Source organism: Allomesorhizobium aridi, assembly GCF_043769475.1.
Classification (GTDB): Bacteria; Pseudomonadota; Alphaproteobacteria; order Rhizobiales; family Rhizobiaceae; genus Allomesorhizobium.
The window spans coordinates 5,114,669-5,129,423 of the sequence record NZ_CP171729.1; the positions used below are offsets into that span (position 1 = coordinate 5,114,669).

Annotated in this window: 18 protein-coding genes; 9 read left to right on the plus strand and 9 right to left on the minus strand. The window is 63.5% G+C overall.

The genetic code is table 11. From position 1 onward, the window contains the following. The first annotated feature begins 116 nt into the window (after positions 1 to 116). From ACG873_RS27255 to ACG873_RS27265, 3 genes are all read left to right on the plus strand, one after another. Positions 117 to 2,405, plus strand: coding sequence for an ATP-binding protein (locus ACG873_RS27255; protein WP_394888853.1), 2,289 nt, complete (start codon positions 117 to 119; stop codon positions 2,403 to 2,405). A gap of 159 nt (positions 2,406 to 2,564) precedes the next feature. Then, positions 2,565 to 3,398, plus strand: coding sequence for a GNAT family N-acetyltransferase (locus tag ACG873_RS27260; RefSeq protein WP_394893738.1), 834 nt, complete (start codon positions 2,565 to 2,567; stop codon positions 3,396 to 3,398). Then, positions 3,367 to 3,756 carry an MmcQ/YjbR family DNA-binding protein gene (locus ACG873_RS27265; RefSeq protein WP_394888854.1) on the plus strand — a complete coding sequence of 130 codons (390 nt, stop codon included), beginning with the start codon at positions 3,367 to 3,369 and terminating at the stop codon, positions 3,754 to 3,756. Before ACG873_RS27260 ends, ACG873_RS27265 begins: the two co-directional genes overlap by 32 nt. On the opposite strand, the gene ACG873_RS27270 is transcribed toward ACG873_RS27265, so the two are convergent. Both ACG873_RS27270 and grpE read right to left on the minus strand, forming a co-directional pair. Further along, complete coding sequence (locus tag ACG873_RS27270; RefSeq protein WP_394888855.1) at positions 3,757 to 4,389, minus strand: trimeric intracellular cation channel family protein; 633 nt, start codon at positions 4,387 to 4,389, stop codon at positions 3,757 to 3,759. It lies immediately after the preceding gene. A 110-nt stretch (positions 4,390 to 4,499) separates the two neighbouring features. Next, on the minus strand, positions 4,500 to 5,135 hold the full coding sequence (gene grpE, locus ACG873_RS27275) for a nucleotide exchange factor GrpE (protein WP_394888856.1): 636 nt from the start codon (positions 5,133 to 5,135) through the stop codon (positions 4,500 to 4,502). Between the two features lie 214 nt (positions 5,136 to 5,349). Between grpE and ACG873_RS27280 the strand changes: the two genes are divergently transcribed. Together ACG873_RS27280 and ACG873_RS27285 are read left to right on the plus strand one after the other, a co-directional pair. Continuing rightward, positions 5,350 to 5,640, plus strand: a complete 291-nt coding sequence (locus ACG873_RS27280; RefSeq protein WP_394888857.1) for a hypothetical protein — start codon at positions 5,350 to 5,352, stop codon at positions 5,638 to 5,640. A 78-nt stretch (positions 5,641 to 5,718) separates the two neighbouring features. Then, complete coding sequence (locus ACG873_RS27285) at positions 5,719 to 6,744, plus strand: fatty acid desaturase (RefSeq protein ID WP_394888858.1); 1,026 nt, start codon at positions 5,719 to 5,721, stop codon at positions 6,742 to 6,744. Between the two features lie 69 nt (positions 6,745 to 6,813). Here ACG873_RS27285 and ACG873_RS27290 read toward each other — a convergent pair whose 3' ends face one another. Further along, positions 6,814 to 7,428: a hypothetical protein gene (locus tag ACG873_RS27290; RefSeq protein ID WP_394888859.1), complete on the minus strand. Its 615-nt coding sequence runs from the start codon at positions 7,426 to 7,428 to the stop codon at positions 6,814 to 6,816. A 194-nt stretch (positions 7,429 to 7,622) separates the two neighbouring features. Here ACG873_RS27290 and ACG873_RS27295 point away from each other — a divergent pair, with 194 nt between their 5' ends. Together ACG873_RS27295 and ACG873_RS27300 are read left to right on the plus strand one after the other, a co-directional pair. Next, the gene (locus ACG873_RS27295; RefSeq protein ID WP_394888860.1) at positions 7,623 to 7,796 is read left to right on the plus strand and encodes a hypothetical protein; all 174 of its coding nucleotides are present in this window, start codon (positions 7,623 to 7,625) and stop codon (positions 7,794 to 7,796) included. Between the two features lie 201 nt (positions 7,797 to 7,997). Then, positions 7,998 to 8,285: a hypothetical protein gene (locus ACG873_RS27300; RefSeq protein ID WP_394888861.1), complete on the plus strand. Its 288-nt coding sequence runs from the start codon at positions 7,998 to 8,000 to the stop codon at positions 8,283 to 8,285. A 65-nt stretch (positions 8,286 to 8,350) separates the two neighbouring features. Here the strand turns inward: ACG873_RS27300 and ACG873_RS27305 are convergent, their stop codons facing one another. The 6 genes from ACG873_RS27305 to cysG form a co-directional block, all read right to left on the minus strand. Beyond that, a complete protein-coding gene (locus ACG873_RS27305; RefSeq protein ID WP_394888862.1) occupies positions 8,351 to 8,974 on the minus strand; it encodes a DJ-1/PfpI family protein in 624 nt (207 codons plus the stop codon). Between the two features lie 138 nt (positions 8,975 to 9,112). Beyond that, on the minus strand, positions 9,113 to 9,649 hold the full coding sequence (locus tag ACG873_RS27310) for a DUF934 domain-containing protein (RefSeq protein WP_394888863.1): 537 nt from the start codon (positions 9,647 to 9,649) through the stop codon (positions 9,113 to 9,115). Positions 9,650 to 9,660: 11 nt separating this feature from the next. After that, positions 9,661 to 10,413, minus strand: coding sequence for a phosphoadenylyl-sulfate reductase (locus ACG873_RS27315; protein WP_394888864.1), 753 nt, complete (start codon positions 10,411 to 10,413; stop codon positions 9,661 to 9,663). Beyond that, positions 10,388 to 12,058 (minus strand): nitrite/sulfite reductase, encoded by a 1,671-nt coding sequence (locus ACG873_RS27320; protein ID WP_394888865.1) that lies wholly within the window; start codon positions 12,056 to 12,058, stop codon positions 10,388 to 10,390. The genes ACG873_RS27315 and ACG873_RS27320 overlap by 26 nt, the downstream gene beginning before the upstream one ends. A 31-nt stretch (positions 12,059 to 12,089) precedes the next feature. Then, entirely contained in the window at positions 12,090 to 12,398 is a 309-nt protein-coding gene (locus tag ACG873_RS27325; RefSeq protein WP_394888866.1) for a DUF2849 domain-containing protein, read from the minus strand. Continuing rightward, on the minus strand, positions 12,395 to 13,843 hold the full coding sequence (gene cysG, locus ACG873_RS27330) for a siroheme synthase CysG (protein WP_394888867.1): 1,449 nt from the start codon (positions 13,841 to 13,843) through the stop codon (positions 12,395 to 12,397). Before cysG ends, ACG873_RS27325 begins: the two co-directional genes overlap by 4 nt. Before the next feature lie 222 nt (positions 13,844 to 14,065). On the opposite strand from cysG, the gene ACG873_RS27335 reads away from it, so the two are divergent. Beyond that, positions 14,066 to 14,278 carry a hypothetical protein gene (locus ACG873_RS27335; RefSeq protein WP_394888868.1) on the plus strand — a complete coding sequence of 71 codons (213 nt, stop codon included), beginning with the start codon at positions 14,066 to 14,068 and terminating at the stop codon, positions 14,276 to 14,278. 17 nt (positions 14,279 to 14,295) lie between these two features. Then, entirely contained in the window at positions 14,296 to 14,745 is a 450-nt protein-coding gene (locus tag ACG873_RS27340; RefSeq protein ID WP_394888869.1) for a host attachment protein, read from the plus strand. Positions 14,746 to 14,755 lie beyond the last annotated feature (10 nt).

The window sequence follows — 14,755 nt, forward strand, 5'->3', positions numbered from 1 at the left end:
ACCGGAAGTGTGCGAAACGGGTGCTGCCGTGATCAGACGCGCCTTCGCGGCATACCGCTAAAATTCGAACGATCGGCCAAAAGCTTCCCTAAGCAATATCTGCCAATGAATTGCTCATGACGGCGGTATTGGGCGAAGACAGGCGGGTACGGGAGGCGAGCCACGCTTCCGGCGGGGGGCCGGCGGCGCCTGCGCGCAGCCACATTGCCGCGCCGCCGCTTGCGCCCGAGCTTCCGCCGAAGCGGTTTCGCCCGTTCGCCTATGCGACGCTCATCGCCGTCGTGATGCTGGCCGGGATAGCGAGGCTGACCGGCGCGCCGGTCTTCATCAGCGTGTGCCTGCTCGCCACCGCTGCCGCCGGGCTGTTGGTGCTGCTTCGCAGCTTCAGGGCGGAAAGGGAAACCGCCTCGATCATCGACGAGCGGGTGGCGCGGAGCCGCGCCGAGATCGAAACCCTCGCCGACCAGATGTGGGAGCTGCAGGAAAGCGAAGAGCGCTTCCACGGCCTCATCGATGCGCTCGGTGACCTTGTCGTGCACCGCGATCGCGAAGGGCGCATCGTCTACGCCAACAAGGTGTTCGCCGAACTCATCGGCGCGGATGCCCGCGATCTTTATGGGCAGGCGCTGTCGGAACTCGGCATCGAGGTCGGCATCGTGCCCGACGCCGCGTTTTCCGACGGTGAATGCCTGAGTTCGACCGACGTGGCGATCCAGGCTCCCGGAGGAACGCGCTGGTTTTCATGGATCGAGCTGTCGGTGCGCGACAAAGCCAGCAAGAGCGTGTCGCACCGGGCGATCGCGCGCGACATCACCGCGCGCAAGCGCGCCGAGACGGCCCTGATCAACGCCCGCGAGCGCGCTGAATTTGCAAGCCAGGCCAAGTCCCGCTTCCTGGCGACCGTGAGCCACGAGATCCGCACGCCGATGAACGGTATCATGGGGATGGCCAGGCTCCTGGCGGATACGAACCTGTCGCCCGAGCAGCGCACCTATGTCGGCGCGGTCTCGACGTCGGCCAGTGCGCTTCTGGCGCTGATCGAGGACCTGCTCGACTATTCGAAGATCGAAGCCGGGCGGTTCGAGCCCGAGCCCCAGCCCATGTCGCCGCGCGAACTGACCGAAAACGTGGTCGAGCTTCTCGCGGCGCGCGCCTTCGCCAAGAATATCGGCCTCGGATGCCATGTCGCGCCCGACGTGCCGCATATGATCACCGCCGATCCGGGGCGCGTCCGGCAAGTGCTGCTCAATCTCATCGGCAATGCCATAAAGTTCACCGATGCCGGCGGCGTGCTGGTCACCGTCACCCGTTCAGGTGCCGGCCGTTCCGGCATGATCCGCTTTAACGTCGCCGACACCGGACCCGGTCTGCGGGAAACCGACATCGAGCGCATATTCGAGGAATTCGAGCAAGCGGACGGAACGTCGACGCGCGCGCATGGCGGCGCAGGCCTCGGGCTCGCCATCTCGAAACGCATCGTCAAATCCATGGGCGGATCGATTTCGGTCGCCAGCGAATATGGCGCCGGGTCGGAGTTCACTTTCGAAATTCCGGCGGCAGCGGCAACTGAATCGCAGCAGGCGCGCGGCGCGGTGCTCAGCGGACATCATGCGGTCATCCTCTCCAGAAATGCGGTGGAGGCCAAGGCGATCGCGTGCACCGTACGCGCCCATGGCGGCACGGTGGATATCGCCGCCACGGTTGAGCAGACGACGGCGCTTGCAGGCCGTTGCGATGCGCTGCTCGTCGACGCAGCGCTCGAGGCGGGCGACGGCCGGGTGCTCAAGCGCCTTCGACAGGCTGGCTTCACGGCCGGCGAAGCCATCACGCTGATCGCGCCAACCGACCGCGGCATGCTGGGCGAGTTCCGCGCAAGCGGCTACGCGACTTTCCTGGCCCGTCCTGTCAGAGGCGAAACCCTGCTTCGCGTGTTGCTTGCGGGCGCCGCGCCGGCCGCGCAGGCCCAAACGGCGGCCTCCAAGGCTTCTTCGCTCCCGGCGCGGAACGCCAAACCGCTCGGACTGTCGATCCTGATCGCCGAAGACAACGACATCAACGCCATGCTGGCGCGAGCCACGCTGCAGAAGGCCGGCCACAGGGTCGAGATCGTCGGGAACGGCAAGGCCGCGGTGGAGGCCGTGACCGGTGCGGGCCCGAAACACCGCTACGACGTCGTGCTGATGGACCTGCACATGCCGGTCATGGACGGTCTCGACGCGATTGCCGTGATCCGCCGCCACGAGGAGGAGATGGGCGTCGCGCCGGTACCGATCATGGTGCTGTCGGCCGACAACCAGGAAAAGACCCGCCATGCGGTTCTGGCCCACGGCGCCAGTGGCTTCGTCACAAAGCCGCTCGACCCGGAAGCGCTGGTGGAAGCGGTCGAGGAACAGGCCGCGGCGTAAGTCTTTAGCCGGCTGTTGCAGCCAATCCGCTGGTCGCCTAAGGTCACAATCCTGTTGCATAGCCCCGCTAATTCCGCGGCAAAGGGATGGCTCGAAGGAGATTCGCCCGTGCAGACAGCATTGCCAGAGCTGGACGGTTTCCGAGGCGCCAACAGCGGCATCGCCCCGCCACATCACCCGGATACGGGTCTCGCGGCCTCGATTCTCGGCCGCATCGGCACTCTGCAGGTGCGGCTTGCGCGCAACGAAGCCGAAATCGCTGCGGCGCAGGAAGTGCGCTACCGCATCTTCTTCGACGAACTCGGCGCGACGCGGGAGGCATCGTCGCCTCAGCGCCTCGACGCCGACCGGTTCGACGCGGCCTGCGATCATCTCCTGGTCTTCGACACCGCGCTTCCCGGCCCCGAACACCGCCGCATCGTCGGCACCTACCGCTTGTTGCGGCAGGAGAAGGCGCTGGCCGCCGGCGGCTTCTACTCGGACGGGGAATTCGAGTTCGGCAAGCTCATTGCGCGCCATCCCGGCCAACGGTTCCTGGAGCTCGGCCGGTCCTGCGTGCTGCCGCAATATCGCTCGAAGCGCACGATAGAACTGCTCTGGCAGGGCATCTGGGCCTATATCAGCCATTACCAGATCGGCGTCATGGCCGGGTGCGCCTCGTTTCACGGAACAGTTCCAGCTGCCCACGCCGAGGCGCTTTCCTATCTGGCGCATCACTGCCGGACGAGCACCGAATTCGACGTGCGGGCGGTGCCCGAACGCTACCGCAGCATGGATTTGATGCCCGCCGAGGCGATCAATATCAGATCGGCGGCCATGGCCTTGCCGCCGCTGATCAAGGGTTATCTGCGGGTCGGCGCGAAAGTGGGCGACGGCTGCGTCGTCGACCACGAATTCGATACGGTCGACGTCTTCGTTGTCATGCCGGTCCGGGAGATCGGCCAGCGCTACATCAGCTATTATGGCGGGGAGACGCACCGTTTCGCGGCATAATCCGCAATTTACCGAGGTCGAGCTTGCTCCCGCTTTCGCGAAGCTGGTCCAGGCAGCCGGGTATCTGCCCGAAATTACGCAAAGCACCTGGTTCAACACCCCCTCGTTGAAGGTGCGTGGCAAATCGCTCTGCCGGGTCAAGGATCCGGATACCGTGGTGCTGATGTGCCCGCTGGAGGAAAAGGAACTGCTGATCGCCGCGGCGCCGGAAATCTATTTCGAGACCAGCCACTACAAGGGCTGGCCGGCGGTCCTCGTGCGCATCCATGCCATCGCGACCGCCGAACTTGCGCTCCGGCTCGAGCGCGCCTTCGCCATGCAGGCGCCAAAGGCGGTGCTCAAGGCATGGCGGAAATAGTCAGGGAATATCGTCCGGGTTCCTTCCCGGTCGGCTGCGATAGGCCGGAAACGACCAGCCGAATTTCAGCGCGCCGCCACGTACGATAAAGGCCGCCGCGAAGGCGATCAGGGCAGAGGCGACGGTTGGAAATCCGATGAGGTCGGCGCCTGTGAAGACCGCGGCGCCCGTCACGGCCGCGGTCACGTAGATTTCCGGGCGCAGCAAGACTGAAGGCTCGCCTGCAAGCAGATCGCGCAATATGCCGCCGAAGGTCGCCGTCAGCATGCCCATGATGATCGCAACGGTCGGCGAACCGGTGATCGCCAGCCCCTTTGCCGCGCCCATGACGGAGTAGGCGGCGAGACCCAGGGCGTCGAGCCAGAGCAGCAGCCGATAGCGCGATTCGACGAAATGGGCGGTAAAAAACACGACGACCGCGACCGCGGCGCAGACGAGCACATAGGCGTGGTGGTCGACCCAATACACCGGCACGTCGAGGATAATGTCGCGGAGCGTGCCCCCTCCGATGCCGGTGATGCTGGCCAAGAACAGGAAGCCGATAATGTCGAGCTGCTTGCGCGATGCGGCGAGCGCGCCGGTGGCTGCGAACACGGCGATGCCGGCATAGTCGAGAAGCAGGATTGGATTCATGAAGCGAGCGATAAGCAGCAGCGAATAGCGACAAGGGAAACGCAGGCCGTGGTGGCTTACATTACCCTCCAATTCCCTATTCGCTACTCCCTATTCGCTAATCGCTTGCTTCACGCATCCTTCTCGGCCTGTTCGTTGACCGGGCCCGGCTCAGGCGGCGCTTCGTTTGCCGCATGCTTCGGGCCGCCCTTGGCGACGCCGACCATGGCCGGACGCAGGACGCGCTCGCCGATGGAATAGCCCGGCTGCACGACCTGGACGACCGTGTTGGCCGGAACGTCGGGATTGTTTACCTCGAACATGGCTTGGTGAAAATTCGGATCGAACTTCTCGCCTTCCGGCTGCAATTTCCTGACGCCATGGCGCTCCAGCGCGGCAAGCATGGCCCGTTCGGTCATTTCGACGCCTTCGATCAACGTTTTAAAGCCGGCGTCGCCCGCAGCCTTCGCTTCGGCCGGAATGGCGTCAAGCGCACGGCGCAGATTGTCGGAAACCGACAGCATGTCGCGCGCGAAATTGGCGGCTGAATAGGCGCGTGCGTCCTGCAATTCGCGGGCCGTGCGGCGACGCAGATTCTCCATCTCGGCGGCGGCCCGAAGAGCGCGGTCCTTGAGATCCTCGTTTTCCTTCAGGAGCCGCACAAGCGCTTCGTAATCGCCATCGACACTCCCATCATTGGTCTCGGACGCCGCTTCTGCCGCTTCGTTCTCGTCAGGCGCGCGTTCGTCTTTTATCTGGTCGCTCATCGCCACATCCCGTCATTCGGAAAGGTTTGGAAGTTGCGCCCGATATCGAGCTTCGGGTGCCAAAAATCAAGGGGCAAGGGACATCCGCCGCCCTGACAGGGAGTCCCCCCTTCGCCGATTACGCAATCCCGGCCGCTATCCTCGACAGCGGCCGAAATCGCTCACCCGATCATGTAAAAATTAATTAAAACTTTACCGTGTCGGCGGGTTGCGCTTGCAACCGGCGACCAATGCAGGAACCTTTGCTTTGCGCAGGGAGTTTCGAAGTAAAACAAAAATCGGCCCTGGAATGATGACCCGCGACACCGAACATCGATTGGACAATCTATCGCCGGAGATCCGGCGGCAGCTTCGCGGCGAACCCATGAGGAGGTATGTCCGGTCCTTTTCGTCATTCGCCGTCAAGCCCGACATACCGAAAAACCTGCGCGATCTGTTGGACCGCCTGGATGATGCCGAGAAGGCATCCAAGGCAGGCAAGAGCAAGTCGAACGGCCGCTCCTGACGATCTGCCGCAGGCCATCCCCACAATTCGTCGGCTTTCCGCCTTGCACCAGCCTCAAAGGCACGCTTATGGTCCGCGATGAACATGATGCCCCCCAATCTTTCAACCGGCACGGCCGAACGCGCCTGGCTCAAAATCCTCGCACGCTATCGCAAGCCGGACCGGTTGCGCAGCGCCTTCGAACTCGCGGTCACCGTCATTCCGTTCGCGGCGCTCTGGGCGCTTTCCTGGGCGGCGGTCGAATATAGTCATTGGTGGGGGCTGGTGCTTACCATTCCGGCCGCCGGCTTCCTCGTCCGCCTGTTCATGATCCAGCATGATTGCGGCCATGGATCGTTCTTCGCCCATCGCCACACCGACGACTGGATCGGCCGCGCGATCGGAGTGCTGACGCTAACCCCGTACGATTACTGGCGGCGGGCGCACGCGGCCCACCACGCCTCGGCTGGAAATCTCGACGAGCGCGGCGTCGGCGACATCACCACGCTGACGGTCGCCGAATACCAGGCGCTGTCGCGCTGGGGCAAGCTTCGCTACCGGCTCTACCGGCACCCGGGCGTCATGTTCGGCATCGGGCCCGCCTGGCTCTTCCTGATTCAGCAGCGGCTCCCGTTCGGCATGATGCGGTCAGGCCTCACGCCCTGGATGTCGACCATGGCGACCAATCTGGCAATCGCCACGATCGCAGCCGGGCTGATATGGCTGGTTGGCATCGTCCCGTTCCTGTTGGTCCACCTGCCCATCGTCATCATCGCGGGCGCCGTCGGCGTGTGGCTGTTCTACGTCCAGCACCAGTTCGAGGACACCCACTGGGCCGAAGGCAACGAATGGGAGTTCCAGGAAGCTGCATTGCACGGCTCCTCGCACTACGATTTGCCAGGCATTTTGAGGTGGCTCACCGGCAACATCGGTATCCACCACGTGCATCATCTGTCCAGCAAGGTGCCGCACTACCGGCTTCCAGAAGTGCTTAGGGACTATCCGGAATTGCGCGATGTCGGACGCATCACTATTGCCGACAGCCTGCGCTGCGTGAAGCTCGTGCTGTGGGACGAGAGCCGGCGCAAGCTCGTATCGTTTCGCGAGGCGCACGCGCCGGGGTGACCGGCCGGACAGGGCGCGGATAGGTTAGCGCTGTCGGCCTGATGTCCCGCAGTTGGGCGACGTTGCAGGTCAACCCTCCAGGCCTGCGCCAGCCGGCGTTTGCTCCCTTGCAGCTTTCCGAAACAACCAAGCCGATCCGAGAAACAGCGCGACGAAGAATCCGTTCAAGGCCACTATTTCCGAGACGGAGCTGTAGCTGGCATGCTGCATACCGGCGATCAGCGCGATGGCTGCGACCAGCGCCTGAGCGATCGCCGTCGCGAATAGCGCGCGCGCCATTCCATGCGGCTGGCAGCGCGCGATGATCGCGCCGATGATCCCGACGGCGAGCACTCCGCCATACATAAAGTTGATGGGGTTATCCTCGTTCCCGATAATTCCAACGGCAAGGTTCATCCAGACGAGGATGAATGCTGCCGCAATCGCAACGCCGACGGCGGCTCGGTACGCGCCATTGCCCGTCATCCTCGCTGCCAGCTCGTAGGCGCCGCCAGCGCCGACCAGCATGGCGCCGAAGATAGCGAAATCGGCCACATCCCAGTCCACTTGATCGGTGACCTGCATCGCCAACAAGGGCAGCAGCAGTATGAGCGCCGCAAAGGCCCAAGCCGCTATCCTCCAACGGCTCCGGCCCAGTCCGCCATGGTTTTCCGCGTTTCCAGCCATCGCCTTGCCGTCGTGCATGAGTGAGGCTTTCAAGTTAGCATGGGCGGCGAGCGAGCGGCATGAGCAAATTCTGAGGTTCGGGCAACGTCTCCCTGCCGATGAGCAGGCTTTTGCCAACGTCCGGAATAGGCCGCTATGGTGGATTGCTGGCCGGAGAGGCGTGCAAGCCCCTCGGTTCAAGCGAGCGAAAAGGAACATGCTGAGGAAGCATCATGCCTCGCGAGATCGGCATCCATCATCCGGAACATCGCAGCAGAGCAATCGGGATTGGCGAGCGGCTCGCCGTCCTCATCGACTACCCGGCATCGCCTGGCTGCACGTCGCCCTACGCACCGGCCTGGATCGCGGAGATGGTTCGCCGACGCGAGGAGGCGGAAAGTCCATGACAACTGCGTAAGGTGAGGCCTGGCCAACCTTTTGCTGATAGGGAGTTGCTGCTGGCATCGCCGTTGGGCGCATTCCTCCGAGCCGATGAGGAATTCTTATCGGGCAGCTAAAAATTTCTCATTTGCTAAATTGTGCGACGCACCATACTTGCATGCTGCAACGCAGCAACAAGTGAGATTGGCTTCGGCCAACGAAAGAAAATGAAGAAAACAATCGTATCGTCTTTGGCCGCCGCGGCGGTTATCGCCACCGCAGTCTCGGCAACCGCCGTGGTGCTCTCCCCCAGGGGTGACACTTACGCAGTAAACAAGTTTTCGGTCGGCATGCCCGTCCGTCCGCAAATGTTTTACGGACAGGATCCGACCGCCTCCGATTTGCGTCCCGTCAACAACGGCTATGTGTTCACGGCCAAGCTTGAAGACGGCAAGCTCCGCCTTTTCCCGTATGGCGGCGCCGGCCGTTTCCCGCGCGAAGCGCCCTCGAATTGACGCTTGGCGTTCGGGTGGCTGGCAGGTCACCCGAACTTCCGGGTTTCGGAGGCGCCTGAATTAATCTATTCGGCAGCCTGCCGCGTCTCGCGCATCATGATTTCGCCATGGGCGATTTCGGTCCCGAGCACCTTCAGGCATTCACGCATGAAGGCGGCAAGGCCCGGCCAGCCCTTGGCCGATACGAGGTTACCGTCGACATGGGCGCCATCGGGCGCAACGTCGATATAGATGCCGCCGGCCAGCGTGACCTCCGGCTCGCAATATTGAAGCGCCGCGACCTCCCTGCCGCGCACCACGCCATCGACCGCTATCAGAACCTGCGCGCCGTGGCAGATGGTAAAGATCGGCTTTCCGGTCTCGTGGAAGTGGCGGACGATCTTCTGCACGCCCTTATCGATGCGGATATATTCCGGACCGCGGCCGCCGGCGCAATATACTGCGTCATAGTCAGCCGGGTTCACTTCGGAAAAAGTCTTGTTCACGTAATAGTCGTGACCTAGCTTCTCGGTATAGGTTTGATGCCCCTCGAAGTCGTGCAGCGAAGTCTTGATCATCTCGCCCGCCTTCTTGCCCGGACATACGACATGCACCGTATGGCCGACCGCGTGCATGGCCTGCTCGAAAACGAAAATCTCGTACTCTTCGCTGAATTCACCGACCAGCATCAGAATTTTCTTGCCCGGCATCTCGGTTCTCCTCCCAGATCAGATTTATTTCGGCAGCCGAAATAATCGCGCGCATCCTATGGCGGAAACTCTGAAAGGAAAAGCCGGAAATGCGGCGCGGCGTTGGCGGCGCGGATCACATATTTGGGTGAACGGCGGCTAAGCGGTGGGAGCCCGGCGCCACGAGTATCCGACGCTCTTGCCGGCCGGCTTGGCCGTCGGCTGATAGTAGAGCGGAATGCCGCCAGTGCGCCCGGCTTCGAGGCGGGCGATCAATGTCGGATGCGACACCTCGAATTCACTGAAGCCTAGCCGCAGCATGTGCGGAAGCTGGTCGATCAGCACCTGGCCCGTGGCGCGGACCGCGCCTTGGAAGCTGTAGCGGCTGCGCAGAAGCTCTCCCTTGGAGAAGCTGCGGCCGTCGTTGAACGCCGGAAACGCGAGCGCGACGAGCGAGACCGTGTCCAGCAGTTCGGCGATCTTTTCCAGCGCATCACCGGGAAGAAGCAAGACGCCGAGACGTTCCTTCGCGGATTTCCGCACCTCTGGATCGAGATCGAGGAAAGCCTGCAACGGTAGTATAAAACGGCCATTGCCGGAGAGCGCATCGGCGCTCTCGGCGTGGATCCATTCGTCCTCGCGAAAGCCTTGCGGCGTCCACAGGCGCGTGGCGGTCGGCGCGTTCGGTTCGGACATTCGAAAAGTTCCTAGTGGGCCGCGCTGGCGAGCGACCGGTCGAGTTCGGGCAGATGAATGCCACACTCGGTTTTGGCCTGTCCAGCCCAGCGGCCGCTGCGCGCGTCCTCGCCCGGCTGCACGATCGAGGTGCAGGGAAAGCAGCCGATGGAGAGATAGCCATAGGCAACTAAAGGGTTTTCCCGCAGTGTATGCGTTTTCATATAGTCGGCCAGATCGGCGGTGGTCCAGCGCGCGAGCGGATTGATGCGGATGCGAGTGCCTACGGCCTCGAAGACCGGCAATGCCTGCCGCGTAGCGGCCTGGAACCGCTTGCGACCCGTGAACCAGGCACGAAACGGCTCGACGCCGCGCGCCATCGGCTCGACCTTGCGAATGGCGCAGCAGGCATCGGTGTTGGTAAGGTGAAGCTTACCGTCCGGATCGTCGCGGTTTAGCGCGGCTTCCTCCGGCGTGATGACGCGGATGTCGCTCAGGCCGAGATCGGCGGCCAGCGCATCGCGGTAATCGAGCGTTTCGCCGAAATGCTTGCCGGTGTCGAGGAAGATGATCGGCAGCGACCGGTCGATCTCGGCAACCATATGCAGCAGCACGGCCGAATCCGCGCCGAAGGACGACACTGCGGCGATGTCGCCGCGACCAAACAGCTCTATCGCGCGCGAAATAATCTCGGCGGGCGGGAGGTGACCGTAGAGCGCGTCGAGACGCGCGGCTTCGGCCAGCGTCTCTGCTTCCAAGTCAGGCAGCCTTCGCTTCGCTTCCATAGAGCGCCTCCTTGAACGGAGCAGCGCCGACGCGGCGGTAGGCGTCGAGGAATTTTTCGGAACGGTCGGCGCGGATGCGCAGATAGGTCTCGACCACCGTCTCGATAGCGTCGGTGATCTCTTCCGGACCGAAGCCGCGACCGATGATCTCGCCGATCGACGTGTTTTCGTCGCCCGAGCCGCCGAGCGTCACTTGATAGAGTTCAGCGCCCTTCTTCTCGACGCCCAGTATGCCGATATGGCCGACATGATGGTGGCCGCAGGCATTGATGCAGCCGGAGATCTTCAGCTTCAACTCACCGATGTCGCGCTGCCGCTCCAACGAGGCGAAGCGGCGCGAAATCTCCTGCGCGACCGGGATAGAACGGGCATTTGCCAGCGCGCAATAATCCAGTCCCGGACAAGCGATGATGTCGCTGATCAGGCCGTAATTGGCCGTCGCAAGGCCGATCTCGACCAGCGCGTCATAGACGGCGCGGAGGTCGGCGCGCGCTACGTGCGGCAGCACCAGGTTCTGCTCATGCGTGACGCGGATTTCGTCGAAGCCGTATTTCTCGGCGATGTCGGCGACAGCTTCCATCTGGCTGTCCGAGGCATCGCCCGGAGCCTCGCCGATGCCCTTCAGCGAGATCGTCACTGCGGCATAGTCGGGATGGCGATGCGTGAACACGTTCTGGTCCAGCCACTCGCCGAAGCTCTTGCTGTCCAGCCGCGCGGTCTTGACCGCCTCGTCGCCCCCAGGGCGTGCGACTAAGGCGGGCGGCGCGAAATAGGCCTCTATGGCGCGAATGTCGGCTTCCGGCAGCTTCAACTCGCTGTCCTTCAGCGCCTCCCACTCAGCCTCGATCTGACGGGTGATTTCCTCGACGCCGGTCTCGTGAACCAGGATCTTCACTCGCGCCTTGTATTTGTTGTCGCGGCGGCCGTTGAGATTGTAGACGCGCAGAATTGCCGTGCAGTAGGAGAGAAGCTCGCTCTCCGGCAGGAAATCGCGCACCTTCTTGGCGATCATCGGCGTCCGGCCCTGGCCGCCGCCTACATAGACGGCGAAACCGAGTTCGCCCTTCTCGTTCTTCTTGAGATGCAGGCCGATGTCGTGCGTCTTGATCGCGGCGCGGTCGCGCTCCGCCCCCGTCACCGCGATCTTGAACTTGCGCGGCAGGTAGGAGAATTCCGGGTGGACCGACGACCACTGCCGCAGGATCTCGGCATAGGGACGCGGATCGGCGACTTCATCGGCGGCAGCGCCCGCGAAATGATCGGCGGTGACGTTGCGGATGCAGTTTCCGGAGGTCTGGATGGCGTGCATCTCAACCGAGGCGAGATCAGCCAGGATGGCCGGCACGTCCGACAAGGCAGGCCAGTTGAACTGAATGTTCTGGCGCGTCGTGAAGTGGCCGTAGCCCTTGTCGTATTTGCGCGCGATATGCGCCAGCATGCGCAATTGCCGCGGGTGCAGCGTGCCGTAGGGGATGGCAATGCGCAGCATGTAGGCGTGGAGCTGCAGATAGACGCCGTTCATCAGCCGCAGCGGCCGGAACTGGTCCTCGGTGATTTCGCCGGCCAAGCGCCGGTCGACCTGGTCGCTGAACTCGGCGACGCGGGCATTCACGAAATCCTGGTCAAACTCGTCGTAGCGGTACATTTTTGTCTTTCAGGGCTGGTCAGCCGGTGGCTCAGGCGGCTTGCGGCACGGCGGGCCGCGCCTGTTTGCCGAGATCGTTGCGGTTGGTGGGTCCGCTCGCGCGGATCTGCTCGCGCAGTCGGATCGGGCGGATAGTGCCGTCGACAAGCTGAATGTCGATCATGTCGACGTCGACGACCTCATTGTTCAGAAAAGCGGCCTTGCCGATCGCCTCGAGCTTTTCCTCGCCGGCCTTGTCGCGGGCGATTTCGGAATTGTCGATGGTTTCGGCCCAGGAATGGTCCGTCGCATACCAGACGGCTTCGCCATCGGTGAGGCGGTTTGCGGTGAGAACTTTCATCTTTCTGCTCCCTCGGTCTCTCGTGCCGCGGCAACGCGGTTTTGCGCGGCGAGCGGCGTCGACCGTGCGAAGTTGGCGCCGGCGACGGCGTCCCCGATGAGTGTCATGACCGGCCCGGTAAGTTCATCGCGGGCCTGAAGCGCCGGAAGGTCGGCGATCGTGCCGTGGAACAGCCGGCGATCGGCAAGGCTGGCGTTCTCCACGACCGCGACCGCGGTGTCGGGCGACAGCCCGGCTTCGATCAGTCGCGCCGCGACGTCTGCGGCGACCGAGCGGCCCATATAAACGGCGACCGTCGCGCCGGAAATGGCGAGCTTCGCCCAGTCCGGCAGCGTCGAGCCCTTGAGGTCGTGTCCGGTGGTGAACACCATTGACGAGGTCACGCCGCGCAGCGTCAGCGGCAGTTCGAAATCGGCGGCGGCGGCGAATGCGGCGGTGACGCCCGGCACCACTTCGTAGGAAATACCCGCATCGCGCAGCGCCTGCATCTCTTCGCCGGCGCGCCCGAAGACCAGAGGATCGCCCGACTTCAGCCGCACCACACGCTTGCCCTCGCGGCCGAGCTTGACCAGCAGCGCGTTGATTTCATCCTGCGACTTGGAATGGCAGCCCTTGCGCTTGCCGACCGGCAGCCGCTCGGCGTCGCGCCGGCCCATGGCGACAACCGCCTCCGGCACAAGCGCGTCATACATGATCACGTCGGCTTCCATCAGATGCCGCTGCGCCCGCAGCGTAAGCAGGTCCTCGGCGCCCGGTCCGGCACCGACCAGGGCGATATGACCCGAGGCGGGCGCATTGCGCGCCAAGAGTTCGGCGGCGGCCGCACGGGCCTCGGAAGCATGGCCGATCTCCATCGCACGCGCCGGCGCGCCGGTGAAGAAATCGTTCCAGAATCTGCGGCGGCGGCTGCCCTTGGGCAAAACCCTGTCGGCGGCCTCGCGCAGCGAGTTGCCGAGCGCGGCGAGCGGCCCGAGCGAGGGCGGCAGCATGCGATCGATCTTGGCCCGCACCATCTGCGCCAGAACGGGACCCGCGCCTTCCGTGCCAACGGCGACCGCCAGCGGCGCGCGGTTGACCAGAGCGGGCGTAAAGAAATCGCAGAGTTCGGGGCGATCCACGGCATTGACGGCGATGCCGAGCCGACGGGCGTCGTTCGACACCTGCCGGTCGAGCGCCTCGTCGCCGCTTGCGGCAAAAACCAGCACCGCGCCTTCGAGCAGCGCAGGCTCGTAAGGGGCATTCACATGCGTCGCGCCATTGGCGGCAATCCATGCGGCGAGGGCAGGCTCGGCGTGATCCGCAACGATCGTGAGGCGGGCGCTCGTCTGTCCCAGCAGCCGCGCCTTGGCCAGCGCCTCCTCGCCGCCGCCGACTATGATCACAGCTTCGCCTTCAACCCGCACGAAGACGGGAAATGCATTGAGTTTCGCTGCGCCGTTGGTCACTTCAGGCAGGCTCCTGGACACTGGATAGGGATTGTCGGCGAAAGCTCTTGCCATAAGAAGGCATGGCCTCGCGTCACGCCACGCGCATGACGATCCATTTTCCGGATTATGCCCGACAGGCAGAAAAATAATTCTTAGACCTCGCCGCCGCCGGTCGGATTGGCGGAACATCGGAGCCTAGCCGGCGTTAGTGACGACAGCCAACAATACGGAGATGACGGCATGGAACGCAAGAAGAGCGAACACGACAAACAGCTCGAAAGCGCCGAACATCTCGGCACCGAAGGCAGCATGGAAGGCGGCGCAAGCGGCGGCGGCGTGGCTCGCGACGTGGGCAGCCAGGACGATATGAAACGCGGCTTCGAGCGCCCCGCCGGCGCGACACGCGTGCAGAAGGAAGAGAAAAGCAAATCCCGCCACCATTCAAGCCGATAACAATGAGGAAGCGTCCGATGAGCGATGTCAGGCTGAAGCACGGCCTCTGGATACTGGTGGCCGATGGCGAGAAGGCGCTGTTCCTGAAGAATGACGGCGACGCCCGAACCCCCGACCTCAATGTTGTACGCGAAGTGCGCGACGAAAATCCGGCGACTCGAGAGCAGGGCACCGACCGCCCCGGACGCTTCAGCGACGGGCCGAACATACACAAGAGCGCGGTCGCCGACACGGACTGGCACCGGCTCGGCAAGGAACGCTTCGCCGACGAGATCGCCGAGCGGCTCTACACGATGGCGCATCGCGGAGATTTCGAGCAGATCGTGCTGATCGCTCCGCCTTTGGTGCTGGGCGAAATGCGCAGGAAGCTGCACAAGGAAGTGACCGACCGCATCCTCGCGGAAGTGCCGAAGACGCTGACCAATCATCCCGTCCCGGAAATCGAACGGATTCTTCAGGAGGCGTAAGAACGCCTCT